The 26,711-nt window shown below is 46.3% G+C and carries 22 protein-coding genes; 11 read left to right on the forward strand and 11 right to left on the reverse strand.

From position 1 onward, the window contains the following. Window positions 1-117 precede the first annotated feature (117 nt). Both RT717_RS00365 and RT717_RS00370 read left to right on the forward strand, forming a co-directional pair. A complete protein-coding gene (locus tag RT717_RS00365; protein ID WP_317489761.1) occupies window positions 118-1,278 on the forward strand; it encodes a trans-sulfuration enzyme family protein in 1,161 nt (386 codons plus the stop codon). Continuing rightward, a complete protein-coding gene (locus RT717_RS00370; protein ID WP_317489762.1) occupies window positions 1,265-3,799 on the forward strand; it encodes a DUF5686 and carboxypeptidase regulatory-like domain-containing protein in 2,535 nt (844 codons plus the stop codon). Before RT717_RS00365 ends, RT717_RS00370 begins: the two co-directional genes overlap by 14 nt. On the opposite strand, the gene RT717_RS00375 is transcribed toward RT717_RS00370, so the two are convergent. Both RT717_RS00375 and RT717_RS00380 read right to left on the reverse strand, forming a co-directional pair. Then, complete coding sequence (locus tag RT717_RS00375) at window positions 3,800-6,379, reverse strand: T9SS type B sorting domain-containing protein (RefSeq protein ID WP_317489763.1); 2,580 nt, start codon at window positions 6,377-6,379, stop codon at window positions 3,800-3,802. It abuts the gene before it with no gap. A 113-nt stretch (window positions 6,380-6,492) separates the two neighbouring features. Then, the gene (locus RT717_RS00380; protein WP_317489764.1) at window positions 6,493-6,717 is read right to left on the reverse strand and encodes a hypothetical protein; all 225 of its coding nucleotides are present in this window, start codon (window positions 6,715-6,717) and stop codon (window positions 6,493-6,495) included. Between the two features lie 179 nt (window positions 6,718-6,896). On the opposite strand from RT717_RS00380, the gene RT717_RS00385 reads away from it, so the two are divergent. Both RT717_RS00385 and rlmD read left to right on the forward strand, forming a co-directional pair. Next, window positions 6,897-9,143 carry a S9 family peptidase gene (locus RT717_RS00385; RefSeq protein WP_317489765.1) on the forward strand — a complete coding sequence of 749 codons (2,247 nt, stop codon included), beginning with the start codon at window positions 6,897-6,899 and terminating at the stop codon, window positions 9,141-9,143. Window positions 9,144-9,205: 62 nt separating this feature from the next. Further along, the gene (gene rlmD / locus RT717_RS00390) at window positions 9,206-10,606 is read left to right on the forward strand and encodes a 23S rRNA (uracil(1939)-C(5))-methyltransferase RlmD (protein ID WP_317489766.1); all 1,401 of its coding nucleotides are present in this window, start codon (window positions 9,206-9,208) and stop codon (window positions 10,604-10,606) included. Window positions 10,607-10,634: 28 nt separating this feature from the next. On the opposite strand, the gene RT717_RS00395 is transcribed toward rlmD, so the two are convergent. Next, the gene (locus RT717_RS00395) at window positions 10,635-11,678 is read right to left on the reverse strand and encodes a Fic family protein (protein WP_317489767.1); all 1,044 of its coding nucleotides are present in this window, start codon (window positions 11,676-11,678) and stop codon (window positions 10,635-10,637) included. A 220-nt stretch (window positions 11,679-11,898) separates the two neighbouring features. Between RT717_RS00395 and RT717_RS00400 the strand changes: the two genes are divergently transcribed. Continuing rightward, window positions 11,899-12,261, forward strand: coding sequence for a hypothetical protein (locus tag RT717_RS00400; protein ID WP_317489768.1), 363 nt, complete (start codon window positions 11,899-11,901; stop codon window positions 12,259-12,261). Here the strand turns inward: RT717_RS00400 and RT717_RS00405 are convergent. Further along, the gene (locus RT717_RS00405) at window positions 12,258-13,532 is read right to left on the reverse strand and encodes a M14 family metallopeptidase (RefSeq protein WP_317489769.1); all 1,275 of its coding nucleotides are present in this window, start codon (window positions 13,530-13,532) and stop codon (window positions 12,258-12,260) included. The genes RT717_RS00400 and RT717_RS00405 overlap by 4 nt on opposite strands. A 60-nt stretch (window positions 13,533-13,592) precedes the next feature. Continuing rightward, window positions 13,593-14,060 carry a hypothetical protein gene (locus tag RT717_RS00410; protein ID WP_317489770.1) on the reverse strand — a complete coding sequence of 156 codons (468 nt, stop codon included), beginning with the start codon at window positions 14,058-14,060 and terminating at the stop codon, window positions 13,593-13,595. 187 nt (window positions 14,061-14,247) lie between these two features. On the opposite strand from RT717_RS00410, the gene RT717_RS00415 reads away from it, so the two are divergent. Further along, window positions 14,248-14,625 (forward strand): BlaI/MecI/CopY family transcriptional regulator, encoded by a 378-nt coding sequence (locus RT717_RS00415; RefSeq protein WP_317489771.1) that lies wholly within the window; start codon window positions 14,248-14,250, stop codon window positions 14,623-14,625. Further along, window positions 14,618-15,937 (forward strand): M56 family metallopeptidase, encoded by a 1,320-nt coding sequence (locus RT717_RS00420; protein WP_317489772.1) that lies wholly within the window; start codon window positions 14,618-14,620, stop codon window positions 15,935-15,937. The genes RT717_RS00415 and RT717_RS00420 overlap by 8 nt, the downstream gene beginning before the upstream one ends. Before the next feature lie 116 nt (window positions 15,938-16,053). On the opposite strand, the gene RT717_RS00425 is transcribed toward RT717_RS00420, so the two are convergent. Together RT717_RS00425 and RT717_RS00430 are read right to left on the reverse strand one after the other, a co-directional pair. Continuing rightward, on the reverse strand, window positions 16,054-17,265 hold the full coding sequence (locus RT717_RS00425) for a dioxygenase family protein (protein WP_317489773.1): 1,212 nt from the start codon (window positions 17,263-17,265) through the stop codon (window positions 16,054-16,056). A gap of 78 nt (window positions 17,266-17,343) precedes the next feature. Beyond that, a complete protein-coding gene (locus RT717_RS00430; protein WP_317489774.1) occupies window positions 17,344-18,156 on the reverse strand; it encodes a LytR/AlgR family response regulator transcription factor in 813 nt (270 codons plus the stop codon). A gap of 181 nt (window positions 18,157-18,337) precedes the next feature. Between RT717_RS00430 and RT717_RS00435 the strand changes: the two genes are divergently transcribed. After that, entirely contained in the window at window positions 18,338-21,217 is a 2,880-nt protein-coding gene (locus RT717_RS00435) for a PVC-type heme-binding CxxCH protein (protein WP_317489775.1), read from the forward strand. Window positions 21,218-21,363: 146 nt separating this feature from the next. Continuing rightward, window positions 21,364-22,320 (forward strand): 3-keto-disaccharide hydrolase, encoded by a 957-nt coding sequence (locus tag RT717_RS00440; protein WP_317489776.1) that lies wholly within the window; start codon window positions 21,364-21,366, stop codon window positions 22,318-22,320. Between the two features lie 70 nt (window positions 22,321-22,390). On the opposite strand, the gene RT717_RS00445 is transcribed toward RT717_RS00440, so the two are convergent. From RT717_RS00445 to mce, 3 genes are read right to left on the reverse strand one after another with little or no spacing between them, the layout of a single operon-like run. Next, complete coding sequence (locus tag RT717_RS00445) at window positions 22,391-22,942, reverse strand: Uma2 family endonuclease (RefSeq protein WP_317489777.1); 552 nt, start codon at window positions 22,940-22,942, stop codon at window positions 22,391-22,393. 37 nt (window positions 22,943-22,979) lie between these two features. Continuing rightward, the gene (gene thiL, locus RT717_RS00450; RefSeq protein ID WP_317489778.1) at window positions 22,980-24,014 is read right to left on the reverse strand and encodes a thiamine-phosphate kinase; all 1,035 of its coding nucleotides are present in this window, start codon (window positions 24,012-24,014) and stop codon (window positions 22,980-22,982) included. Between the two features lie 2 nt (window positions 24,015-24,016). Then, window positions 24,017-24,418 carry a methylmalonyl-CoA epimerase gene (gene mce / locus RT717_RS00455; RefSeq protein ID WP_317489779.1) on the reverse strand — a complete coding sequence of 134 codons (402 nt, stop codon included), beginning with the start codon at window positions 24,416-24,418 and terminating at the stop codon, window positions 24,017-24,019. Between the two features lie 155 nt (window positions 24,419-24,573). Between mce and RT717_RS00460 the strand changes: the two genes are divergently transcribed. Continuing rightward, complete coding sequence (locus tag RT717_RS00460; RefSeq protein ID WP_151997263.1) at window positions 24,574-24,984, forward strand: hypothetical protein; 411 nt, start codon at window positions 24,574-24,576, stop codon at window positions 24,982-24,984. Between the two features lie 4 nt (window positions 24,985-24,988). Then, complete coding sequence (locus RT717_RS00465) at window positions 24,989-25,318, forward strand: HesB/IscA family protein (protein ID WP_151997262.1); 330 nt, start codon at window positions 24,989-24,991, stop codon at window positions 25,316-25,318. Between the two features lie 51 nt (window positions 25,319-25,369). Here RT717_RS00465 and RT717_RS00470 read toward each other — a convergent pair whose 3' ends face one another. Further along, entirely contained in the window at window positions 25,370-26,365 is a 996-nt protein-coding gene (locus tag RT717_RS00470) for a helix-turn-helix domain-containing protein (RefSeq protein ID WP_317489780.1), read from the reverse strand. Between the last annotated feature and the right edge of the window lie 346 nt (window positions 26,366-26,711).

A 26,711-nucleotide genomic window follows, 5' to 3' on the forward strand; every position in this document is an offset into this window, starting at 1 on the left:
ATACTTTCTTGCAGTTTATCTATTGTGAGCCAGCTTTCAAAAGAGGTTGATGAGTTGTAAATAATTCCCTTTCCAACCCCACCTCCTTTTCCTATCTTCAGCCCAAAATTTAGCTCCATGGATTTATCATATATTATCAATGAACTAGGCGAAGACAGAGAAAACTATTACCGCTCCGTGTCACCACCCATCATGATGTCGTCCAACTTTTGTTTCGACAACATTCAGGACATGCAGGAGAGCCTGGAATTTGAGCATGAAATTCCGTTTTATACCCGGGGGGTAAATCCAACCACCGCCATTCTGCAAAAGAAAATTGCTGCCCTTGAAAAAACAGAAGATGCGCTCATATTCGCCAGTGGAAGTGCTGCCATTGGAGCCGCAGTGATGGCTAACCTGAGTCAGGGCGATCATGTGGTATGTGTTGAAAAGCCGTATAGTTGGACCAATAAGCTACTCAATCAACTCCTGCCTCGCTTTGGAGTTACCGCTACGATGGTGGACGGCACCGACCCAAAGAACTACGAAAGAGCCATTCGACCATCTACGAAAATATTGTACCTCGAAAGCCCCAACTCCTGGACTTTCGAGCTACAGGACATTGAAGCTGTAGTGAAAATTGCCAGGAAACATGGGCTGCTGACCATTATCGATAATAGCTATGCTTCTCCCATCAACATGAACCCTGCTGAGATGGGTGTTGATATTGTTACCCATTCAGCTTCCAAGTACCTCAACGGCCACAGCGACCTGGTGGCGGGCGTACTTTGTGCTACGAAGGAAATGACCACGAAGATATTCAAGTCAGAGTTTATGACACTAGGAGGTATCATCTCGCCTATGAATGCCTGGCTGATGCTGCGTGGCCTTCGCACCTTGCCCATCCGCATGGAACGGGCTGAGAAATCTACAGCAACAATTGTCGACTTCCTCGCCAGTCATGAAAAAGTAGCCAAAATCTACTACCCCTTTCACCCCAGCCACCCGCAGTATGAGTTGGCCAAAAAGCAGATGAAACAAGGAACCGGCCAGTTTACGATTCAGCTAAAAACTGAAAATCCTGATGAGATCATTCGCTTTTGCGACTCATTGAAGACTTTCTACCTTGCATGTTCATGGGGTGGGCACGAATCATTGATATTTCCGGCTGTTGCCATGGTCACGTCAATGAATTACAAAAATGCTACAACACCGTTGAACATGATTCGTTTTTATGTCGGCCTGGAAGAAACTGACTATCTTATAGCTGACCTAAAGCAAGCGTTTGACAAAATTTAATGTTCTAACATTTCTGGTTGCTGGAATCAATCTTCTGATTGGTGGGACATCTTATGCCCAAAGTATTAAGGGGATTGTTATCGACGAGAAAGGTGAGCCACTTCCTTTTACCACCATTTATGTAGGAGGAACTTCCACCGGGGTTTCTACTAATCAGGATGGAGACTACGAGCTTTCTCTGGCGCCTGGCTCCTACGATATCGTTTTCCAGTATGTGGGCTACAAACGCCAGGTGCAGGAGGTCGTTGTCATTCCCGGGAAAACCTACATGTTGAATGTGCAGCTTCTTCCTGAAGCATATCAGTTGCGGGAGGTGGTGGTCAACTCAAAGGACAGAGACCCGGCATACGCTGTAATAAGGGAGGCTATCAGGAAAAGGAGATATCATTTGACCGAGGTCAACGCATTTTCATGCAGGGTTTATATCAAAGGCAATCAGCACCTCGACGACATACCCAACAGTGTGCTGGGCTACACAGTACCTCTGGACACCGGTATCGTTTATTTGTCGGAGTCTGTCTCCGATCTGTCTTACATCTATCCGGATAAGTACAGTGAGCGCATGATCTCCTCGAGGGTCAGTGGGCAAAGCAAGGCCTTCAGCTTCAATATGGCCTCCGAAATGTATGTCAACTTCTACAACAACCTGCTCGGAATGGAGGGCCTTACCGAAAGAGGTTTTGTTTCACCCATTGCCAGCAACGCTTTTTTCTTTTACGACTATAAGCTGCGTGGTGCTTTTCAGGAGGGAGAGTATTTAATTAATAAAATTGAAGTGATCCCTAAAAGGGAGAATGATCCGGTTTTTAGCGGGTTTATTTATATCGTGGAAGACAGTTGGAGCATTCATAGCATTGACCTTGTGCTACCACAGAAGAAGCAAATCGAATTTGTAGACAGCCTTCGCATCCGTCAGCAGTACGCACCTTTGGATCAGGGCATCTGGATGATGCTGTCTCAAAGATTTGACTTTAGAATTGGGGCATTCGGTTTTCATGGCAATGGATATTTTGTTGGTGTATACTCCAATTATAAGATAGAGCCACGGTACAAGCTCGACGCAGTAAATAAATTGACCGGCCCAACAGTCGAACAGGTCGATACGCTCCCAAAAAATGATTTAAAGCTGTTTCCTAAGCCAAAAAAGAGTTTTGGTAAGGAGGTGCTGGTGATAGAGGAGGATGCCAATAAACGGGAGGATGTGTACTGGGAGAAAATAAGGCCCATACCCCTCAACGACTACGAAAAGAAGGACTATAAAATCAAGGACAGCTTGCTGGTGATAAAAGAGTCAAAGCCATTTAAAGACTCTATGGATGACAAAAGAAACAATCTTAATCTTGTCAAACTTTTTGTTTCAGGTTACAGATACAACCGAAGCTACAAGCGAGATTTCCTTTCATTTGATCCGCTAATCAAAGCTATTCAGTACAACACAGTTGAAGGCGTGGTAACCAATCTGGATGTGAACTATACCAGATACTATGAGAACAACAAATTTTACCGAATCACTCCGGCCGTCAGGTACGGATTTAGCTCAGGAAAGCTCTACGGGCGACTGGGAGCGACCTACTATTATGATCCAAAGAAATTTTCCAGCGCTCAGGTGGATTTTGGACAGTTTGTCTATCAATTCAATCAGGCCGATCCGATAGTTTCCTATGTAAATACCGCCGAGACATTGGTCGGGGGCAGGAACCTGATAAAGCTATTTGAAAAGACCTATGTAAGCACGAGATACCGCACAGAGTTGTGGAACGGCGTCTTGTTCACAGGGCGGTTTAGCTGGGAAAAAAGAGTACAGTTGTACAACACTTCGTTCCTGTCGATTCTGAAAGAAGAGAATCGTATTTTTACCACGAACGCTCCTAAAAATTTGGAACTGGCCGATACGAGCTTCCCCACGCATGAGGCAGCCATTGTCGATTTGTCTATCATTTATCACCCGGGCCAGCGATATATTTCACGACCCGATCAAAAAGTATTGTTGGTCAACAAATGGCCATCTTTCACTTTCAATTACGTGAAGGGTCTGAATGGATTGCTGGGATCGGATGTCGACTACGACAGGGTGTCAGCCAAAATCAGCGATGAAATTTCGCAAGGCTTGTTTGGCATGGGAAGACTGACGCTCGAATCGGGCTTTTTCCCCGGTAAAAAAGTAGCCTACTTCATGGACTACAGGCAATTTAACGGTAACGCAACGCTCTATGCCAGGTTTGAACCTGGCAACTTCCAACTCCTTGATTACTATCTCTACAGCTCGCTGAAGCCCTACTTTATGGGCCAGTATGAACATCACTTTGACGGCTTCATTGTCAATAAACTCCCCCTTCTTCGTAAAACTAAACTACAAGCAGTAGGCTCGTTCAATTACCTGCGTGCCGGCACTGTCGACAACTACGTTGAAATCGGCATCGGACTTGAGCATATTCTCAAAATTCTCAGGGTAGATTTCTACACTTCTTTTATTGGCAGAGAACACCAGGCTATCGGTTTCAAAGGGGGACTGGGTTTCTAGTCAACGTTCGATAGATAGCACACCATTGAAGGATCGCTGCGAATACTTTACCATGTAATAGTACACTCCACTGGGAAGCTTGTCACCGTTCCAGACAAAATCCCTTTGCCTCGTCATATACACGTTGGTTCCTTCCCTGGTCATCACTTTAAAAAATTGAAACTGGTCATCGCAGTTGTCAACCGGTAAATCGGGGATAGAGTACGTGTCGTTAATACCATCACCGTTCGGGGTGAAGATATTGGCCGGGAGAAATTCGCCGGGACTTTCACGGTCAATCAGGTCGATAAAAATCGACAAAGTGTCAAATTTTGGGTTGGGGCAGCGGGTGTCCCAGGAGAGAAAGGAAACCTTGTAGGAAACCTCCCTGGCTTCATCAAAGAGAAAGCACTCCGGTGCCCAGCGGAGGAAACCTTTTGCCTGACCCTGCCCTTCCACACGGTTGAATTCGAATGTTTCTGACGGTGGCAAAGGCACACCATCGAGTAGGTCGATGGAAAGAAAATCATTATCAGGGTCTGTGGAGGTTACCTCCAGTTCAATGAACTCCAGGCTGTTGATAGTGACCCTGTCGTTTTCAACACCAGCGACGGTAATCACTGGCGATTCATTGGTTTCCTGAAACACATTGATCTTGAGGCTAATGACAGCAGTTTCCGTTTGCAGGCAAAAGTCATTGTCAGCAGCAACAAAATTCAATTCAAAGTAGTCCTGCACCTCCGTGTCAATCAGGTCGCAGCCCAAGTTCCAACTGAAGGTACTACTGACTTCGCCAGGCCCGGATACGGGTGAGAAGTTGATCAGGTAATCTTCAAAGCTGAAGTTCACGGGAACTGCTATCAGGTCAATCACATCCCCATCTGCGTCGGTAGCAGTCACGGGAAAGGAAAAGTTGGTGCCAACAGGAATCTGTAGGTCGTAAGAGCCCAGCGTAGTTGAGAGCTCAGGGGGATTGTTAACAGGTAAATTGACAGTAAGCGAGACCTGAATTTCATCCCGGGAGTTGTCCATGCAGAAGTCATTGTCCGACAGCCGAAGTGTGAAATCAAACTGATTTTTCACCCCGAAGGGAAAGCTTCCGCAGCCAGTTTCCCATTCAAATACTGCCTCAATCGACCCTGCTTCATCTTTACCAATAGCGACTTGCATGCCCCACTCTTCGGGGTCAAAATCACTTGCCACAATGTCAAGCACCATCGTTTCGTCATCCAGGTCAATCCCCTCCAATGGCAGGCTGTAGCTAATTCCCTCATCAAGTGTCAGGTTGATCATTTTGCTTGTCTGGTTGACGTAGCGGGGGGCCTGGTTGGGTGGTGGCTCCATAATCACTGCCAGCCTGACTGTGTCCATTTGTGGCAGTGGACAGGCATCGTCAGCCGCAATGATATCGATTAAATAAGGGCCCTCACTAACGTAAGGACATTTTGACAAGCACACCTGCAGGTTGAAAATGTCGTCAGCAGTAGCCAGATAGCCTTCTTTAAGGGTGAATATGCCTTCTACCTCACCTTCAAAGTTTACCCCAACAGCTCTCATTTTGATATTTTTATCCCCAACAGGGTCAGTCACCTGTATGTCAAAACATTTGTTGTCGCCCGCCCGGAATACCAGGGTGTCTCTTATCACGGAATTGAAACTTAGGGAGCCAGGCACACGGACTTTAAGGTTTGGCGGGGGCTCCGGGTTGCACCCATCCACCACCAGCATCTGAAAATCCCTTCTCACCTCGCCGATTTTCACCCCTTTTCTAAACTCCTGACACAAAACTGAGAATACATATAAGCCAATTTTCTCCGGCTTCACGGTGATAAACCCCCTGTTGGTGATTCTTAACGATGGATTGCCGGGTATCACATTGGCCAGGTCTATGCCCTGGGACCATATCACCTCGGGGTGAGGTGCTGGCTGGGGGATCGGCAATGCCTGTAAGGCAGAGCTGTTCAATGGAGTGACAAGTGTGTAGGCCAATGAGTCGCCGTCCAGATCAACACCAGCAAAATCCGTGTAATACAATTGGTTAACACATGCATAGTCGCTTAACGGTGGAAACAAGGAGGGCGAAGAATTGATGAATGGTCTGCCATTTTTCACCACAGGTGGGAACTCGAGGTAGTAAGTTTGCCCAGCCCCAATTGAATTAACGATGTTGACAATTCCGGCATTTCTGCAACACCTTTCCCATACCACGTAGTAGCCATTTGGGTCGTCAAAATTCTCCGGAAGGAGTTCAATCTCCCGGGTATAGAACGCCCGTAGAGTCTTTAGCTCATCCAGAGAGCATTCGATATTTGTATAAGGTACAGTTGCCTGGTCGGTCAGGAAGAGTGTGTCTCTCCGCATGAAGACATTGTCCGACTTTCTGTAAATATAAGCCAGCAGTTGTGGCTCAGGCCCTGGATTAGCACTTTGAGCCTGGTCAAAGTACTGGATAAGGTTAAGATTGTACCTGAAGCCCTGTACGTGAACCAACTCCAACTCGCCGCCGACGATGTGGTTGGCTAATGACGACCCACCACATAGCCACCAAAGAAGTGTAAAAAGAACTATTGCGAGTTTTACTGTGTGGAACGGTCTAATCATCAGATGCTAAACAATCTACTCTTCGAATCCCCTGTACCTAAAATTAGATGAAAGACCACAAATAATGACCAATAGTTGAAGAAAGCTTTTCGCCCCTCGGTGTTAAACAGTAACTATCGACCCTGGTCAATCTCTTCCATTGCCTTCTTTTTGCCAAACAACCGCTTTCTGTTTTTGATACCAATAACGATTACTGCCAGCAGGGGGAAGACGAGAAAGTACTCATTTCTCCAGTTTTCGGACGAATACAAGTACGTGCCCGCACTGATGATGATTGTCCATTTGAGAACGACGTAGCCTACCATTAGAAGTACGGTGTTACGGGAAAGATTCTTCATTGCCTTCATTTTGTTTGCGTTTTTAAAAGTATTTACGAGCTGGACGTTATTTTGTTTAGTCATAGCTAATATTTTATTTAGATTTATCTAAAATAAAATGAGCAAATGCTATTGTTACATCATTGGCATTTGCTGTTGGTCGAATATTCCTACTTTTGGAGTCATTAAATCGAATTGCCATGAAGAAGTTAGTTGGTGCGCTTTTCCAGTCGATGCTCCTGATTATTGGGTTTGCTGCGAAAGCCCAGGACGCTAAGACGCTCACTCTCGAAAGGATATTTAGTTCTAATGAATTTAGAGGCGAGTGGTTTGGGCAGCTTACCTGGTTTGAGGAAGGAAACGCTTATACCACATTGGAGCAGTCGGAAGCTGTGCCCGGAGGATATGAGATAGTCAAAAACAACACGGCGACTGGCGAAAGGTCTGTGCTCGTAAAAGCATCTGATTTGGTGCCTGCCGGAAGTCAGCAGCCACTCGAGGTGGAAGACTATACCTGGTCTGACGACAAGAGCAAACTGCTTATTTACACCAATTCTGCCAGGGTATGGAGACTCAATACCAAAGGCGATTACTGGGTGCTTGACCTTGCTACAAAAAAATTGACACAGTTGGGAGGAAGCAATGCAAAGCCATCTACCCTGATGTTTGCCAAGTTCTCTCCCGATGGCAGCAAAGTGGGTTACGTGAGAGAGCACAATGTGTATGTGGAATCGCTGGCGGATGGCAAAATTACTGCACTTACTACTGACGGCACTGACCGTATCATCAACGGAACCTTCGATTGGGTGTACGAAGAGGAGTTCGGCTGCCGTGATGGCTTTCAGTGGAGCCCCGATGGAAGCAAGATAGCTTATTGGCGCATTGATGCCCGGTCTATCCGCAACTTCCTGATGATTAACAATACGGATTCAATCTATTCCTATACCATTCCAGTGGAATATCCAAAGGCAGGAGAGAAGCCTTCGGAAGCAAAGATTGGGGTGGTGAGTGCAGCAGGTGGGCCAACCCAATGGATGAACATTGCCGGCGACCCCACTAACAACTACGTGCCTCGCATGATCTGGAACGCCGACTCGAAATCGTTGCTGGTGCAGCAACTTAACCGTCAGCAAAACCACAACCAGGTGCTTAAGTGCTTTGTGGCCGATGGCAGGGCAGAGAAAGTGTATGAAGAGAAAGACCCAGCCTGGCTCGACGCCGTCGATGACTTTCAATTAATGGACAAAGGGAAGTCTTTTACCTGGGTGAGTGAAAAAAGCGGATGGCGGTCTGCTTATTTGATAACCGGCTCTGAGGAGAAGCTTATTTCTCCGGCAGACTTCGACATGATCAATATCGAGCAGATCGATGAGAAGGGAGGTTGGCTCTATTTCATGGCTTCACCCGACAATGCGACTCAAAATTATCTTTACCGAATAAGGCTCAATGGAAAAGGTAAAGCTGAAAGGTTGTCGCCTGCCGATCAGCCAGGCACGCATAGTTATGAGGTTGCTCCCAATGGCAAGTATGCTCAGCATTCCTATTCGAGGGAAGGTGTGCCTCCTATTATGGACCTGGTGTCGTTGCCCGATCATAAGGTCATCAAAACATTTGTGACTAATAAAGTACTCACAGCCAAAGTGGAGGCGCTGAGCAAAAACAAAACTGAGTTCTTCCAGGTAACCGGTGACAATGGCGTTACCATGGACGCTTACATGATCAAGCCGGTCGGTTTTGATCCGTCTAAAAAGTATCCGGTGCTTTTTCATGTGTATGGCGAGCCAGCTGGCCAAACCGTGCGTGATGCATGGGGCGGCAGTGGCTATTTGTGGCATTTGATGTTGGCGCAGCAGGGTTACATTATCATGAGCGTCGATAACAGGGGTACGCCAGGGCCTAAAGGAAGAGAATGGCGCAAGTGCGTGTATGGGCAGATAGGTGTGCTTTCCTCTGAAGACCAGGCGGCAGCACTCCGTAAAATCAAGGAGACATATTCGTTTGTAGATGGAGACAGAATAGGCATTTGGGGTTGGAGCGGTGGCGGCTCCATGACACTCAATATGATGTTCCGTTACCCGAACCTTTACCACACAGGCATGTCGGTGGCTCCGGTGGCTGATCAGCGTCTCTACGACAATATTTATCAGGAGCGCTACTCAGGCGTGCCTCAGCTGATGCCGGAGAGCTACGAGAAAGGTTCACCGGTGAATTTTGCAAAAAACCTGAAGGGCAATCTGCTGGTGATGCATGGCACTGGCGACGATAATGTGCATTATCAAAACACCGAGGTGCTGGTGAATGAGCTGATCAAATACAATAAAATATTCTCGATGATGAGCTACCCCAACCGATCCCACGGGATTTACGAAGGGCGAAATACCAGCAGACACGTGAGGGAAATTTTGACAAACTACCTGAAGAACAATCTGCCTGCAGGCCCAAGGTAAAGAAGGCAATTTTTACTACATCCTTAGTTTTCCTTTTCGGCAAAGCGTAATTTTGCGGCCCTATGGGTAGAGGCAAGAACATAATACTGGAAAACATCACGATTGAGGCGGTAGCTTCAGAAGGCAAATGCATTGCCAGGCATGAAGGGCAGGTGATATTTGTGGAGCAGGTAGTGCCCGGCGATGTCGTCGATTTGCTGGTTTTTCGGAAGAAGAAAGGCTTCATGGAAGCCCGGACTATTAAGTTCCATACGCTTTCTCCTAAAAGAGTAGAGCCTTTCTGCTCACACTTTGGGACGTGTGGTGGCTGTAAATGGCAGAGCTTGCCTTACGACGAACAGCTCAAGTTCAAATGGCAGCAGGTAAAGGACAACCTGGAAAGAATTGCCAAAGTACCTTTGCCCGAGATCAACCCTATTCTTGGCTCTCCCGATACGCAATATTACCGCAACAAGCTGGAGTTCACCTTCTCCAACCACCGTTGGTTGACGGATGAAGAAATTCAATCGGGCGCCGATTTGGAGAAAAACGCTCTGGGCTTTCACGTGCCCAAGCGCTTCGACCGGATCGTTGATATTGATACCTGCTATCTCCAGGGAGATCCCAGCAACGCCATCAGGACATTTGTGAAGGAAGAAACCATGAAGGCTGGCTATCCTTTCTACGATATCCTTACCCACGAAGGCTGGCTGCGCAACCTCATCATTCGCACCGCCAGTACCGGGCAGTTAATGGTCATTCTGCAAGTGGCCTACAAGAACGAAGACCTGGACAACCTGCTCGGCAAAATCAAGGAGGCATTTCCGCAGATCACCTCGCTCATGTATGTGATCAATAGCAAGGGTAATGATACTTTCCAGGACCTGGAAGTGGAGCTTTTTCATGGGCAAGATCATATCATGGAAGAAATGGATGGCTTGCATTTTAAGGTGGGGCCGAAATCATTTTACCAGACTAACAGTAAGCAGGCAGAGCAGCTTTACAAAGTGGCGATCGATATGGCCAATATCCAGCCACAAGAGCTGGTTTACGACCTTTACACCGGCACGGGCACGCTGGCCCAGTTTGCTGCACGGAGTGCCGCAAAAGTAGTAGGGTTGGAGTACGTGGAGCCCGCCATTGAGGATGCCTGGATCAATGCGAAACTGAACGACCTGGAGAATGTGCATTTTCAGGCTGGTGACATCAAAGACTTGCTGACCGAAGAATTTATGGAAAGGCATGGTCGTCCCCAAGTGATTATTACCGATCCACCAAGGGCCGGGATGCACACAGACGTGACAGACGCTCTGTATCACTCCGGAGCCGAAAGAATTGTGTATGTAAGCTGTAATCCTGCCACCCAGGCACGAGACATCCAGCTATTGGCAGAAAGGTATAAGGTCGTTGAAGTGCAGCCGGTAGATATGTTTCCGCATACGCATCATGTGGAGAATGTTTGTTTATTGAGGTTGAGAGACTAAAACGATTTTCCATCAGGCGTCGAGCTTTCTAACGAAAATAGTTTTTTACTCCGAATTCGTTTTGCTCTATAAATATGGTTTTAAAAGCCGTCAGATTATTTTGCTCATAGAAGAGTAGCATTGCCTTTTTGTAATCCAGCGAGTCAACACTACGGTAAGACAAAGGGCAAGCATCGTCTGCGATGAGCAGGGCGTTGCTAATCATCCGGCCCGTGCGCTTGTTTCCATCTTCAAAAGGCTGTATATATGAAATCAGCACTACAGCAAGAAGCGCTTTTTCAAAGCCATTGTCCTTGCTATTGATCAGGCCACACATCAGTTCGAGATTTTCCCTGATCTGGTATTCATTATCTAAAGGGCTATAAGCTGTTCCGGTAATCCCTACAGCACGGGAACGAATATTGCAACCAACATTCAAATCTTTGATAAGTAGTGAATGAATTTCTTCCAGTGTGCGTAAAGTAAGGGCCTGGGCAAGGTTTTTATGCTCCATCAAGTATGTAATAACCTCCTTATGGTTCAGTAGCATGATGGCCTCTTCTTTGGTCTTGTTGTCGGCCTCCTGCTTCTCCTTAAATAGCCTTTCCGTTTCCAATAGGGTATAAGTATTTCCTTCAATCTGGGAGGATTTCCAACTAAGCTCAATAGTTAGTCGTTCCAATTCTTTTTGGTAGAGTGTTGGCGAAAGGCTTGCGATATTACGTTGATATTCATCCCTTAACTTTTGAAGACCAGCCATCTCTTTGTCAGTAAATAGGCGAACGTCTCTTAATGATTGGAGAAGTTCATGGTTGAAGAAGACCCTGGCTCCTCTTCTGTCAGGATCAAGATCGAAATAGTCAGAAGTATCGACTGGAGCAAACAGTTGATAATCGGGAGAAATAACATAGGTGATTGCTCGTCCTGCGCCGAGTTTTTTCAGGTAGTTGGCTTCAACAAGTTTTGCCATGTCCCTGTTGAGTGTAGGGATGCTTAGCTTCCTGTCAAGCAGCTCTTTGATTGCTGATATAGATAGCCGTCCTTGGGTGGCTATAATATCGATTATTTCCTGTTGCCGTGGAGTAAGATTCATCACTGTACTTTTTTCTATCACTAAACTAGCCTAATCCTATCATAAGTGATAGGATTAGGCTAGAAAAATGATAGGTTTAGTTGCTCGGCTAATAACATCGATTGACCTGCGTTATTTTCAAGCCCGTTGAGGCAGTACAGGCGACTGTTGAATCAGCAAATACATTTTGGAGAATGTCGTACTTTTGCGGGTAGTCAAATAATTTTGAAAAGCAGGTAAAATGCAAAACGATCCCGAACTAAGTGGAAAATACCTCGGCACCATCACCAAAGACTTCGTGGTGGTGGCCGATAGCATCAAAGAAGCCTCTTACCAGATACGCAAACAAGGGTTTTCAGAATTTCCCATTTTCCCCATTGCCAAGGTGGAAATTCCGATTGGCCAATTGCTGATCCCGAGAGAAGATTTGAACTTGTCATGGAATTACTACGCCACCTATATTGATGAGTTTGTTAACAGGAAACTCATCGAAAATGTAGACGAGTTCAAAGCTGCCTACAAAGACCCTGATGAATTTTGCTGCCTTTTCGTCGTGGATGAGAAGCTAACGAGCTTTGTATTTGTGCCCTATCCTGAGGATTAACTCCCCTCTTCGAGAAGCAACCTCATCAGTACCTCTGCTGCCACCGTCCCCTTTAGTTTGAGGAAATCCCGACTGGTGTTGTCGCCAAATTCAAAGACTAGTCCGTCTGTATTGAAGGTTTTGTAGAAGAAGTTCCTCGACACCACACCATTGTCCATTTTTGACGGGCGGTGATTGACATAGTAGCCCGGGATGCTCGCTTCAATTCCCGCTAACCAGTTGGTGGTGAGGCCCGGCGTATTGGTGGGCAGGCTCGGATCGATGGTGTAATAGATATCGTCCCAGGTGCTGTGGAAATCCATAAAGAAAACCATAGTGCCCTTCCTTTTCTTCATGTACGCTTTGAAGTAGTCCGCCACTTGTTTTACCTCCGGCTGGTTTTGTGCTTCCCAATCACGATTGAGATCCACACCGCCCGCATTGTGGCGCCAATGGCCTTCGTCTACTCCATCAGGGTTCATCAGTGGCACGTTCAGTACATCATAGCGTTTCCTAAAAGCGTTTGACAACGAGTCATCCTTTAGTATTCTTTCGATAAAAGCCTTCATAGCAAAGAAGCCTGTAACCTCTGGTGGATGCTGGCGACTGATCACGGCCACCACTTTTTTGTCTTTGCCCTTCGACACCCGCATCATCTTCAGGTCACGGCCAAGCGTGGTTTTCCCTATTGTCTTCGGCTTTAGCTTGTATACCTCTCCCACGGAATCCATCCAAGTGTACACCTCTTTCGAAGTCCACATTTCCTGTCCGGCTACCCAGACGGTGTCGCCAGCAGTCAGGTCAAGCACCATGCTGGCTTCTTTCGGTAGCAGTCGATAATTATAAAAGGCGATGGTGGTGTCCGACTTGGCAATAAAACGAGCAGAGTCCAGATTGGCCCAGCTTTTACCGTCCATGCTTACTACGGGGAAGTATCGGTGCCTCCCTTGTGGGTAGGTGAACGACAGCGTGACTTGCTTATCGGTGCTGCTCCATACTTTGAAGGCGTACCAGGGGCTCGGATTGACGGGGTAGTTTTCCGCCTCAATAGTCAGTTGGAAAGTTGAGCCGTTGGCAGGCACTACGTTATTCAGCCTTGCCCCTCTGAAGTCATTGCTGAAGCCAATCCCTTCCTCTTCAAATAACCAAACTTTTCTTTCCTGAAGCTGGATAGCTTTTGACGAAGTTTCGACGATTTGCGTTGGCCCCTGCCCTTGAAAACGAAATTGTTTTTCTTGCGGGTAGGCAATCAGCGGAAGAGCCAGAAAGATGAGAAGGAGACGTATTTGCATGAGCCTTGCTTTGAGTACGCTAGGCTACGAAATAGAGGGGAGAAATAAAATCGAAATTATTTACTGGTGCACCAGACGTACGCCGGATTTTGGGATAACCTGTTGAGAAACTACCCAATCCAGGGCCTTGTTCACAGCGTTAAAGTATCGCACCCTTTCTGGTAAATGCCTTTCCATGCTTCCCTTAATGGCCTGAATGGTGCATTGTGCAAAGGGATCTTCCGGCAGAATGGTGGCTGAGTAGTGGATGCCTGCCCGTATCATTTTAACTGTAAACTCTCCTGCTATGTAGTTCCTGGACCTGTCGTCAAGCACTTCCATGTCTCTGGTGTCGTATAGCACTTTTGTGGCATGCTCCATTTGAACTGCTGAAAGTGTTCTTTGACCCACCTCCAGAATCTCTTCGAAAGTCGCAAAGCCTTTCCAGTCATGAATGATTAAATTGAGTTGTGGATGCCACGCCACCTTGATATAGGGTTTGTCAAGGTAGGTTTTAGATTCTTTAATGAGAGAAGCAATTGAAAGCATTCAAACGATAGTTAAGTAGGTGGTTACTAGTAAATTTGAATTAAATTTTAGTCGCAAGCAAACATTGAATCCCGGAAACGACGAAATGCTATTTTGAGCGGACGAATTAGTCAATAAAAATAAAACTAAGTTATTAGTTGTTAAACTAAACTATTCGTTTTACATTTGAATATACGTATAGAACATTATGAAAGAACTGACCAAAGCCGAAGAACAAATCATGCAAATCCTATGGAAGCTTGACAAGGGGTTTGTGAACGAAGTGCTTGAAGAAATGCCCGAACCTAAACCTGCCTACAACACGGTGTCTACCATTATCAGGATACTGGTAAAGAAGGGTTTTGTTGGCTACAAAGCATTTGGCAAAACGCACCAGTATTTCCCCAAAGTGGGTAAGGATGAATACAAGAGCTTCTTCCTTCAAAACTTTATGGGCAATTATTTCAACGGATCGTTTCAGAAGCTCGTCTCCTTCTTCGCCAGTGAAAACAAGCTGGATGTAAAGGACATGGAGGAGCTGATGAAGTATGTAGAAAAAGACATTAAAGATAAAGACGATGACTAACCTACTCCTATTTCTTTTCCAATCGGTAGCCTGTAGCCTGGTTTTCTATGCTATTTACTACCTGGTGCTGCGTAACGAGTCGTGCTATGCTTTCAATAGGTACTACCTGCTGTCATCAGTACTTTTCGCTGTTATTTTCCCATTGGTCAAGGTGGATTTGCCATGGGCTTTGAGCAGGGAAGTAACGGCTGTGATTACACTTCCGGAAATGGTTGTAGATCCTTATGCTAACTACTACAGTGGCGTTTCGTGGCTGGAAGTTGTTTATGCCGTTGGCATCGCCTTTTTCATAGCCAAGTTGGTATTGAAAGTAATTTCAGTGGCGAAGCTGATCACCTCAGCCGAGAAGGAAACGCATCACGACTATGTTTTGGTCAGAACCAAGGGCAAACTACCCACCTTTAGCTTCATGCACTATCTGTTTTGGGACGATACCCAGGAACTTGGAGAAGGGGAACAACTGCAAATATTGAAGCATGAGCTGGCGCACATCCGCAGGAAGCATTCGAGGGATATCCTTTTCATCGAAATAGCTCACGCTATCATGTGGTTCAACCCAATAGTTTATGCTATCAAGAATGCCCTGGTAATGACTCATGAGTTTGAAGCCGACGACAAGGCTACCGAGGGCAGAGACATAGAAGCTTATCAAAAGCTTTTGGCGAAGCAGGTACTCAACCAGTATGGGTTGGAGCTAGGCAGCCATTTCAATCAATCGCAAACACTAAAACGATTACGTATGCTTACAAACAAAAACAACAATGTGTACTGGGGCAAATTTGCCTTGCCGGTACTGGCCATGGCTTTGGTTTTCGGGGTAGTCAGCTGTGAACTTCCAGGTGTAGAAGAAGACCAAATCAACATTCAGGCAGTTGCAGTCTCTGAAGCCGGTGGAGAAGAGATTTTTACCGTAGTAGAGGAAATGCCAACACCTCCTGGTGGAATGCAGGCTTTTTACACCTATGTTGGAAGATATATTAAATACCCACAACAAGCTAGAAGGTTGGGTGTTGAAGGAAAAGTCTTTGTCCAGTTCATCATTGAAGAGGACGGCTCGATATCCAACATTCAAACCATTAAAGGTATCGGGGCGGGTTGTGACTTGGAATCTGAAAGGGTGATTGCCGGCTCACCAAAATGGAATGCAGGTAGGCAGAGAGGAAGGGCAGTGAAGACCAGAATGATTTTACCGATTACCTTCAAGCTTGATCGTCTAGAGGGTGAGGACAGAGTAGTAGGTGATCTGGATATTAAAATTAATGAAGAGCCAAATTTGGAAGAACTCACATTGGTAGGTTATCAAACAAAGTAACTTTTACAATTGATAGGGAGAACCTGCTTTTTGAAGCAGGTTTTCGGTGTTTGTAAGCATCAAAAAGTCCTCTGCCAATGACGGCAGAGGACTTTTTGTTACTGCATACTCCACGACTAATTGTGCGCTGGCTCTGTCAAGTCGAAATACTCACCTTTTGTTTTGTCAAGGGTTGTTGAGATAAGCTTGAGGTTTTCAGCCGATGCTTGAAGGCCGACAAACTTGGCCACGATTGCTCGCTGTCTGTAAACAATGAATGTGTTTGCTATGTTCGGGTTGATGCTGTTAAGGTTTACTTCACTAGCCTTGTCGGTCAGCGAGGGAACGAATGTAACAGCGATATTTTTCAAATCAAGTGCTTTTCCAATGTTCTCCAATTCCTTTTGTCTTGCCTCTCTGCTGTAGGCTGCTTCGTTTCCATACACGAAATAGACCTTCAAATACTTGCCCCGTTCCACACTTTCCCGCTCCAGAAAGGCCAGCCACTTCCTTATATCATCCCAATCTGGCTTGTTGCCCACGAAGTACAGAATGCCATGATAACGTCCATACTTACAAACGGGGCACGTCCTGGTTCCCATGTCGGGGCCCCAGGCATGAAAAGGTGTAAACGAGGGACTGTCTTCACCAATCTTCAGCCCGGACGCTTCTGCTGGGTGCTCATTGGTTGGGTAGTTGGGGATATTGCGGCCAAGAATAATATTATGTTCAGCAACCTGCAGGTCTTTGTCCAGCAACACTCGGAGCACGCCACTCCCGCCCCTGTTTTCCATTTCCTTTCTTTTTGCTCCAGTTAGCAATGGATCATCGTCAAATACAAATGCATCAATATAATATTCGTCGCCGATAGCAGGCTCTTTGATCGAGGTGTGGATGTGGGCTGGCTCGTCTCTCTCCGGATAGGGGGCAGGCCGTACTGTGTAGATCGAATACCTGCCCGCCTCGTCTGTCTTCACCCAACCCCGGATATGTCCATGCCGCCTGGCTTTTGCGGGCATGCCCTCAACCGGAGCGTAAAAACCTTCATTGTCCGTTTGCCAATAGTAGATAACAACCCCGGCAGCAGGAGTGAAGCCATCAATTTTAAAGACTTTGCCGGTGACGAGCAGCTTTTGCCCTTCCTCGAACCAGCCAGCGCTTGTGTCGGATGCGTCGATAGATGCTGGTATACCAACGAACATAAGCTCGCACCCGTCGCACCCACCTCCTACAATGGCCTTTTTAGCAGTTTGTTTCTGCCCGCTAACGTTGGGCTGACCCTGGCAACTGAACAATCCCATGGTGAGGGTTGTTGCTATTAGCACCTGACAAATAGTTTTATTTTTCATGGCCACAATTTGATGGGCCTTTTCCGGTAAACAAACCTGAATACGTTAACCTGATGACTTTTTGATCCAACCCGTGGACTATTTGAACAGGCTCTTGAACGATGTCGAATAATTTCTACTCATTCGTACTACTTCACCATTCTTCAGTGTGATATCGTAATCACCGTTCAGGCGTGATTGATAAGACTCGACTTCTTTTATATTGACAATGGTAGACTTATGGATTCGCACAAACTGCACCGGATTGAGCTGCTGCCCAAGCACTTTCAGGGTCTCGGAATGAAGAAACTTTCGTGTAGCAGTGTGAAGTGCGACGTAGGGGCTTGCGCTGCTGACATAAAAAATATCATTCACATTCACCGCTGTTGTTTTTGCACCACTGCCTACCATCACAACGGTTAAATAGCGCTGTGCTGAAGGTGCTTTTGGCTTCTCTGCATTCAGGCGACTGAACACCAGCGTTGAAATGCCATAGATGAGAAGGCACAGATAGGTATCCTCAGAAAATGCATATCTGAGCAGGTTGATAAACGAATAAGAATGATTCAGGAAAATGGAGTATGCTGTTGAGATGATGAATGCAAAAGAAACAAGATGTACCAGGGTGGCCAGGGTGATCAACACAGTGAGAAAAGCAAATTTTAGCTTTCCGGAAAATGTGTTAGAAAATTTTCCGATAACGTAGCCTTGTAGAACGGAGACTGGAAAGAAAACAAACCAAAAGCCTTTATGAAGGATTGACTCGGAGAAGTAAAAGTGGTAATCATTTATATAAGCATGAAGGTAATCCTGTATGAGCCTGAGGAGCACCGCAAATACCATTAGCTGACCTGCGACCTTTACTATTTTCCAGCGCTGTGAAGCCCAAAAATCACCCTCTGATGATACCATATCAAAAATCACGGTTTTCAACATTTGAAGTAAGGTAAAAATAAAATGGCAGACGGTCGCCTAAACTGAAGAACCCAAGTGCCTCAGAGTGACCTTTCCTGTTCAAAAAAAATGCTTTCGCTCTGCTGGCACTTTTATTTAGTAAGAAAGCGATCTATCTTATGTTTCAACACTTTTGGCGATGAACACCTACAAACTGCTTCCAGCTGTCCTTTCGGTCATTTTCTTTTCCTGCACCGATACCCGTAAAGCGGAAGAGCCCTACACGCCCCTCACTTTCGAAACGAAATCTGATGGACAGCTATACCTGCCGGAAGGCTGGGAGTCTACCTTGTGGGCAGAGTCGCCACAGTTTTACAATCCCACTAATATGGATGTTGACCTAAAAGGTCGGATTTGGGTAACAGAGGCGGTCAACTACAGAAACTTCAACAATGATCCGGCAACGCATCTTCACTTTGAAGAAGGTGACAGGGTGGTGATCCTGGAAGATACAGACGGAGACGGCAAGGCCGATAAAACCAAGGTTTTTGTGCAGGACAAAGACCTGGTAGCACCGCTGGGAATAGCCGTCATTGGCAATAAAGTGATTGTTTCCTGCGCACCCAATATCATTGTGTATACAGATGAGGATGGAGACGACAAGCCAGATAAAAAGGAAGTCTTTCTTACAGGCTTTGGCGGATTGGACCACGATCACAGCCTGCATTCCGTTGTCGCTGGCCCGGATGGTAGTTGGTATTTCAATACCGGGAATGCCGGACCTCACCATGTGACCGACAAGACTGGTTGGGCGCTTCGGTCGGGCAGCATCTACACAGGTGGCACACCCCATAGCAAGGAAAATACGCCAGCCCAGGTGAGCGATGACGGCAAAGTGTGGGTAGGCGGTTTAGCGTTGCGAATTGGCCCTGATGGCAAAGGGTTGGAGGTACTTGCCCACAATTTCAGAAACTCTTACGAGCTGGCGATCGACTCCTATGGCAATATGTGGCAGAACGACAACGATGATGAGGTAGTGGCCTGTAGAGTAAGCTGGGTCATGGAGGGCAGTAATGCGGGTTATTTCAGTGCCGATGGTAGCCGGACATGGAAGGCCGACCGCAGACCTGGCCAGGAGGTTTTTACTGCCCACTGGCATCAGGAAGATCCGGGCGTGCTACCGGTGGGTGACCGCACAGGAGCAGGCGCACCCACTGGCGTGGTGATATATGAGGGAGATGCATTTGGCGACGCTTTCCGTGGCATGTTCTTAAGTGCCGATGCCGGGAGGAATGAGGTTTTTGCCTATCAGCCCAAACCAACGGGGGCTGGCTACGCTTTCGATAGAAAGGATTTAATTTCCTCGGTCGGCACATCAACCGAAGATTACGTGTGGAATGATGTGGGGCCTGATGAAACAAAGCTATTCCGACCCAGCGATGTGTCGGTAGGCACGGACGGAGCCATTTATGTGGCTGACTGGTACGACCGCATTGTAGGAGGTCATCAAATGACCGACGAAAAAGGCTACGGCAGGATTTACCGGATTACACCCAAAGGAAAAAAACTTCCCAGGCCTGTATATGATTTGACCACTACAGCTGGTCAAATGGAAGCGTTGAAAAGCCCGGCCATTAACGTGCGAAATCAGGGATTTGTAAAATTGGTTGAGCAGGGCGAATCGGTATTGCCTGAAGTAAAGCAGCTTCTTAGCGACAGTAACTCATTTGTTCAGGCAAGGGCTGTTTGGCTGATGGCTCAACTTGGGGAAGAGGGCGTGGAAGAGGTCGAAGACATATTGACCGCTCATCCATCTCCATCGCTTCGTGTAGCAGCTTACAGAGCTTTAAAGAAGGACGAGAGCAATATCATGACTTACGCAAAGATCGCTCTCGATGACCCTTCTTTCGCAGTTTTGAGAGAAGTGGCCATTTCTATGAGAGACATATCCTGGGATAGATCACGGGAAATTCTGGTGGCGCTTGCAAGTCGATACGATGGAGCAGATGCCTATTGTTTAGAGGCGTTGGGCATTGGGGCCCTAGGCAAAGAGCCCGACCTGTACATGGCTCTGCTTGAAAAGCAAAATCCAGTGGCAGCCAACTGGTCGCCTGCTTTTGCCAACATAGCCTGGAGGTTGCATCCTGATGTGGCGGCAACTGCCTCTGCTGAAAGGGCGCTGGCGACTACCCTGCCAGATGACCAAAGATCAAAGGCGCTGGTGGCTTTGAGCTACATCAATAACACTGAAGCTGTAAAACTCATGGCTGATTTGGCCGACTCGCCAACGAAGGAAGTCGCTGAGCAGGCAGTGTGGCTACTCAATTACAGAAAGTCCAACAGCTGGTTTTCACTGGTGAACTGGGACGAATTTGAGAAAGAGCTGCTGCCTGCGCAAAGTCAGGTTATGCTTGATCAGAAGGCAATAATTCTCAGTGAAGAAAGGACTATGGACGAAAAAAAGGCAGCTGTCCGCTTGCTTGCTCAAGATGCCGAAGGAGGGAAAATGCTCATCGCTCTTGCATCAGCGGCCCAACTCACAGCGCCTTTGATGGCGGAGGCAGGCAAAACAATCTTCAGCAATCCTGACCAGTCTGTGAGAACGATGGCCGGGGAATATTTCAAAGAATTAGCTACTTCTGAAATTTCCTATGAGCGGATAACCGCATTAAGAGGAGTTGTTTCAAAAGGAAGAGACCTTTTTGTGCAGAAATGTACCACTTGCCACAAAGTAGGCAGCACTGGCATGGAGATAGGCCCCGACTTGAGCAAGATAGGGTCAAAATTTGATCAAAGCGGCTTGCTCAATGCTATTTTGGAACCCAGTGCAGCCCTTGCATTTGGCTATACCATGGTGGAGGTGAAAACCAAAGACGACAATTCGTATTTCGGATTCTTAGTATCGGAAGGGGAAACGACTGTGCTAAGAGACATATTAGGCAAGCAAACTGTTATTGACTCGAAAGAGGTGACATCGAAAAAGCCTATGGCGACCAGTATTATGCCGAGCGGCCAGGCTTTGGGATTAAATGAACAAGATTTGGCTGATCTGACCAGTTATTTGCTTACTCTTAAGTAGCCTATTAGTTGGTAATTGGAATTTACACATTGAGAGATGGTTGGCTGAAAGTGACTGCCAGCTCATTCTTGTTTGATTTCTACTCTTCCGTCGATAACTTCGACTTTTACAGAACGGTACCATTAGACTTTAAAACATCCTTTACCATGAATAAACTATCCAAATTTACTATTTCGCTATTGAGCCTTGTGCTCCTCGTAGCTATTGATACTGCCCACGCCCAGGAGGCCAATCCACTTGAGGGAAGATGGAACTTAAAGGTTACTAAGGATGGAGAAGAGCTCAGCTCCTGGCTGGAAATTGAGCACTCAGGTAACCATACGCTGGTGGGCAGGTTTTGCTATGCTTTTGGTAGTGCCCGGCCTATTGCTGAGGTGAAGGCAAAAGACGGGAAGTTCAGTTTTGCTATTCCTGTGCAATGGGAGCCGGGCGAAGGTGACATGGCTTTTGAAGGTCAGCTAGCGGGTGGCCAACTGAAAGGCACCATGCGCTATACTGACGGAAAGAAATACAATTGGACAGGCACAAGAGCTCCCAAGCTGGCTTATGTAGATAACCCCGAATGGGGCGAGCCCATCACTCTGTTCAATGGTCGTGACCTGAGTGGATGGCATGCCATGGGCGAAAATCAGTGGAAGGTGGTGTCTGGTGTACTGACAAGTGAAAAGTCAGGTGCCAACCTGGTGTCTGACCAAAAATTCAACGATTTTAAACTGCATCTCGAGTTTCGTTATCCGGAAGGAAGCAACAGTGGGGTGTACCTCCGGGGTCGCTACGAAGTACAGATTGTAGATAGCTATGGAATGGATCCGTCCAGCGGGTTGCTGGGCGGCATTTACGGCCTGATTACACCTAACCAAATGGTGGCGAAAAAGGCCGGTACTTGGCAGTCATACGATATCACGTTAATAGGCAGGAGGGTGACAGTAGTGCTCAATGGCAAAACAATTATCAGCGACCAGGCCATTGCCGGCATGACCGGTGGTGCTCTTGATAACAGCGAGGCTGAACCAGGACCGCTAATGTTTCAGGGAGATCATGGAGCTATTGAATTCAGAAACATCATCATTACTCCCAGGGTGGAAGGAAAAAAATCAGAGTAAAGCGCTAAAATTTGGTTGGCTAAAAAAAGGCCGTTTCTCAAATCAGGGAAACGGCCTTTTTATTCTTACTTCAGAATAAATCCTTCAGGTTAAAATTCAACTCCTTGAGTACAGAGGAAGTAACTACACCTTCCCCTGCCAGGTACAGCGTGGGCTTTATCCAGTCTGTAGAATAATAAATTTCCAACGTTTGGTTGGCTGGATCTAGAATCCAGTATTCTAAGACACCGAATTTTTGATAGGCGTTCTTTTTTTCATACCTGTCCGTATAGCTATTGGAGGGTGATATTACTTCGACCAGAAGCTCAGGTGGCCCTTCAATACCCCGCTCTGTTACATAGGCACTTTGGCTCTTTGAGAGAAAAATAAGATCAGGTTGAAATACATTTCTATTATCAATATAAAGATCGAGCGGAGAGAATAGAACCAGTCCACCTACCTTCTTGCTGCAAGCTTTAATAACATCATTTAGGTTGCTTAATACAATTTGGTGTAAAGGGGTAGGTGATGGGCTCATGATCAGTTCTCCATTGATTAATTGGCATGGAGTATTTGTCTCTCCTAAAAGGAGATAATCATCAACAGTCCAATCTTTCGTTTTATCGATCTTTAAAGTTTCCATATTTAAGAGTACCTAAGATACAAAACGATGCCAACATCTAAAAGTGTTTCCAGCCTTGTGCTTTTAGCTCAACCGCATTGCTGTTTTTGGTAATCAAATGCCTGCCCTCTTTGGCGTCAGTCATATAGCCAATAAAGTGGATGTCCATGTGGTTTTTCAGCTTTTCAAAATCCTCCTGACCAATGGTGAACAAAAGCTCATAGTCCTCTCCACCATTCAGAGCGCAGGTAATGGGGTCAAGCTGGAATTCTACGGCTGTGTTATAGGTCAGCGTGTCGATAGGCAGTTTGTCCTCATAAATTTTTGCGCCCAGCCCCGATTGCTTGCAGAGGTGAAAAAGCTCCGACGCTAGCCCGTCTGAAATGTCGATCATTGAAGTAGGTACGATGTTCAGCTCCCTCAATTCATGGATAATGTCCATGCGTGCTTCCGGCTTAAGCTGCCGCTTGACAATGTAATCGTAAGGACCAAGGTTAGGCTGCATACCCGGATTGGCTTTGAAAACCTGCTTCTCCCGCTCCAGCACTTGCAGGCCAATATAAGCACCCGCCAGGTCGCCTGTGGTGCATACTATGTCACCCTTTTTGGCGCCGCTTCTCAGGCTTACCTTTTCCGGGTCAGCTTCACCAATAGCCGTAACAGAAATTACCAGCCCCGATGCTGATGACGTGGTGTCTCCGCCTACCAAATCAACTTTGTAGTTTTCACATGCCATCCTGATGCCTTCATAAAGCGCATCGATGGCCTCAAGCGAAAACCTGTTGCTCAGCCCAATGTTGACTGTGATCTGCGTGGGAATACCATTCATAGCCGCAATGTCCGACACATTTACCGCCACTGCCTTGTAGCCAAGGTGTTGCAAAGGCATGTAAGAAAGGTCAAAGTGGATGCCTTCCATCAGCATGTCAGTAGACACAAGCATCACTTGGTCGCCCGTTTTGACGATAGCTGCATCGTCGCCAATCCCCTTCAAGGTTGATGCATTATTATTTTTGAACCGATCGCTGATCCTGTCGATAAGGCCAAACTCGCCTAGCTCCGCTAGCTCTGTTCTTTTGGGTTGTTCACTCATAATTATCTTATTTCCTGGCAAAGCTCCACCAACACACCGTTTGTTCCTTTTGGGTGTACAAAGCACACCAACTTATTGTCAGCGCCTTTTTTTGGTTCTTCATTCAATAGCACAAACCCTTCTTTTCGAAGGCGCTCCATCTCGGTTTTTATGTCATTCACTTCAAAAGCTACGTGGTGAATGCCTTCTCCTCGTTTTTCTATGAACTTTGAAATGGGGCTCAGGTCGTTAGTACCTTCAAGCAGTTCTATTTTGGTACTCCCTACCTTGAAGAACGAGGTCATTACACCTTCGGAGGCCACTTCTTCGCTCTTATACGGAGCAACACCCAAAAGCTTTTCGTAAACAGCATTCCCCTCACTGAGGTTTTTTACAGCAATTCCAATATGTTCTACGTTGGTCATTCAAGTGGAGGGTTGTTTGAAACCGATGGCCGATTGATTACTTTTGCAAAGTTGAAGAAACTTTTCTTCTTACGGAAAAGTTTCTAGTAATGCTGATTTATAGATCACTTGCTATAAAAATGCGTTAGGAGCTAGTATCAAACATTGTTGTTTGGATGGAAATAAGAACCGATGTGCATGCCGATGCTGCCAGGGTACAAAATGAAATAAAGACCTACCTTGGCCTCAAAAGCAGCGAGTTGATTTTTGAGTATACTACGTTGGAGGGAGGTAAGGCCAAACTGGATCTTATTACCGTCAACCCCCGACACAATCAGTCGTTTCTGTTTCGCACAGAGATTGGGCTTGACAAAGTAGAGGCTCTCATCAAAATGCTCGACTATGTCAAGAGCTATCGTGAAAAGGAGTACAGCTACACCATTCAGTGGGTTTCCAAGGAAATGCGTGAGCTTCAAACTTCTTACTTCCGGGCCAAAAACATGTATGATGCGCTCGACAAATTGTATTACGGACGAGATGTGAACACAATGACAGTTTACAGTTGCGTTTTGAACCCAATGACTTAAAATTATGAACATAGGTATCACTGACATAGCCAAAAATAAGATTGTTGAATTCCGTGAGAAGGAAGGACACACTAACGACCACAACATCCGTGTGGCAGTGCAGGGCGGCGGCTGCTCGGGTTTGATGTACAACCTGGAGTTTGATTCAGAGTTGAAACCAACTGATGAAATCTTCGAGGACAAGGGAGTTAAGATTCTTGTCGACAAGCGCAGCCTGCTTTATTTGATAGGTACCACGCTTGACTTCAGCGACGGTTTAAATGGCAAGGGATTCCACTTTGTGAACCCCAATGCGACCCGCACCTGTGGTTGCGGAGAGAGTTTCGCTGTTTAGCCCCTTGAGCCTGGAATGTGAAAATATAAGGCCGTCAATTGACGGCTTTTTTTATTCCTCCAAGTGCTCCTCTGCCAGCCTTATTTCTTTTTCCATTCTATTGAAAAACTTACTTCGCTCTTTCTCAGCACTGCTGCTGATCAGGGAAGACTTATTGATCAAATTGGCCAGGTGATCTTCAGTAGACCGGCAGAAAGAAGGGTCGGACGTAGAAAGGATGTTGAAAGTGTTGTATGTTAGGAATGCCACCCGCTTGTCGCTCATTTTGAAAAATATAGAATTGTCGGCGATCAGAATTTCATTTTTATAGAGGCTGAAGGCCCCTCCCTGTTCTCCAGGCTTAGTCGATTTTGATCCTACCTCCGCAAAATGCCTGATATTGCCTATCATATCATTGAGCTGGCCAAGAATGACTTTGTAAGACTTGCTGTCCTCGAACAGTCCGCACTCAAGATAGAACTGAAGCTGCTTGATCACCACAATGATCGTTTCGTCGCTCCATATTTCAGTGCTGGGTATCTTAGAGTAAAGCGACCAGATTTTATCACCTATTCCCTTGAGCACACCCGAGACATGGGAGGAAGAAAACTTCTTGTTTTCGAGCTCGGGGTAGCGAAGCACTGTCTTCATCCAGAAAAACATCTTAAATGCAGCCAGCTCAGGATAGGGGAAATAATAGAAGATGGGAATGTCTTTGGCGCAATACACTAACTCCTTATCAGGGAAACTGTTGATCGTTTCCAGGTTGCCTTTTATGCTTTCCAGGTATTTTTCGAAAGTAAAGCCCGTGGTGGATACCTGCCTTACGTGGAACATGACAGTTTCTGACGTCTGAGCCAGCAGGGCGTCCAGCGAAATGCCAAACTTATTGGAAAGCAGAGTGACTTCTTCAATGCTGAGGAGAGTCTCTCCCCGAATTCTCCTGTAAGCGCTGTCTCTGCTGATATTTAACAAATCGGCCAGTTCTTCTGCAAAGGCGATATTGGCCGGGAGCTTCAGTCGGATTTGTCCAAGGAACGACGCTTGTATGTTGGGTGTTTCACTCAAGGTTTGAAGGCTGATAAGTATTGAAATTGTCGTTTTCGACCCTCTAATATCTCCATTTGGACATGGATTTGCAAAAAATGCAAATCCTATCTCCTGCTGACTCCTGCTGTTGGATTTTTTGCAAATCATTCTTTTCCTGTCAGCACACAACCGGATGACATTCATTTCGCTATTCCCTTACTTTGATATCATCAAACGAAAAAGGAAGCCGGTGGAGTGGTTATTTTTTAAACCCACACTTATTTTTTAAAACCGCCATCTAAGGTTATCAGCTATTCCGCCGGCACCTTTTGTTTCGGGCTACTAAACAAAAATATTATGGAAGCTAATTATGATATTTCGGTAG

Origin of the sequence: Imperialibacter roseus (genome assembly GCF_032999765.1) — a bacterium.
Classification (GTDB): Bacteria; Bacteroidota; Bacteroidia; order Cytophagales; family Cyclobacteriaceae; genus Imperialibacter; species Imperialibacter roseus.

Bases quoted from the DNA above. Each gene is read 5' to 3' on its own strand.
- RT717_RS00430 (WP_317489774.1), bottom strand. From the start codon at position 18,156: ATGGTATCATCAGAGGGTGATTTTTGGGCTTCACAGCGCTGGAAAATA.
- RT717_RS00465 (WP_151997262.1), top strand. From the start codon at position 24,989: ATGAACATAGGTATCACTGACATAGCCAAAAATAAGATTGTTGAATTC.
- RT717_RS00410 (WP_317489770.1), bottom strand. From the start codon at position 14,060: ATGCTTTCAATTGCTTCTCTCATTAAAGAATCTAAAACCTACCTTGAC.
- thiL (WP_317489778.1), bottom strand. From the start codon at position 24,014: ATGAGTGAACAACCCAAAAGAACAGAGCTAGCGGAGCTAGGCGAGTTT.
- RT717_RS00415 (WP_317489771.1), top strand. From the start codon at position 14,248: ATGAAAGAACTGACCAAAGCCGAAGAACAAATCATGCAAATCCTATGG.
- RT717_RS00400 (WP_317489768.1), top strand. From the start codon at position 11,899: ATGCAAAACGATCCCGAACTAAGTGGAAAATACCTCGGCACCATCACC.
- RT717_RS00365 (WP_317489761.1), top strand. From the start codon at position 118: ATGGATTTATCATATATTATCAATGAACTAGGCGAAGACAGAGAAAAC.
- RT717_RS00440 (WP_317489776.1), top strand. From the start codon at position 21,364: ATGAATAAACTATCCAAATTTACTATTTCGCTATTGAGCCTTGTGCTC.
- RT717_RS00380 (WP_317489764.1), bottom strand. From the start codon at position 6,717: ATGAAGAATCTTTCCCGTAACACCGTACTTCTAATGGTAGGCTACGTC.
- RT717_RS00435 (WP_317489775.1), top strand. From the start codon at position 18,338: ATGAACACCTACAAACTGCTTCCAGCTGTCCTTTCGGTCATTTTCTTT.
- RT717_RS00375 (WP_317489763.1), bottom strand. From the start codon at position 6,379: ATGATTAGACCGTTCCACACAGTAAAACTCGCAATAGTTCTTTTTACA.
- RT717_RS00420 (WP_317489772.1), top strand. From the start codon at position 14,618: ATGACTAACCTACTCCTATTTCTTTTCCAATCGGTAGCCTGTAGCCTG.
- RT717_RS00405 (WP_317489769.1), bottom strand. From the start codon at position 13,532: ATGCAAATACGTCTCCTTCTCATCTTTCTGGCTCTTCCGCTGATTGCC.
- RT717_RS00445 (WP_317489777.1), bottom strand. From the start codon at position 22,942: ATGGAAACTTTAAAGATCGATAAAACGAAAGATTGGACTGTTGATGAT.
- RT717_RS00385 (WP_317489765.1), top strand. From the start codon at position 6,897: ATGAAGAAGTTAGTTGGTGCGCTTTTCCAGTCGATGCTCCTGATTATT.
- RT717_RS00460 (WP_151997263.1), top strand. From the start codon at position 24,574: ATGGAAATAAGAACCGATGTGCATGCCGATGCTGCCAGGGTACAAAAT.
- RT717_RS00395 (WP_317489767.1), bottom strand. From the start codon at position 11,678: ATGAATCTTACTCCACGGCAACAGGAAATAATCGATATTATAGCCACC.
- RT717_RS00425 (WP_317489773.1), bottom strand. From the start codon at position 17,265: ATGAAAAATAAAACTATTTGTCAGGTGCTAATAGCAACAACCCTCACC.
- mce (WP_317489779.1), bottom strand. From the start codon at position 24,418: ATGACCAACGTAGAACATATTGGAATTGCTGTAAAAAACCTCAGTGAG.
- rlmD (WP_317489766.1), top strand. From the start codon at position 9,206: ATGGGTAGAGGCAAGAACATAATACTGGAAAACATCACGATTGAGGCG.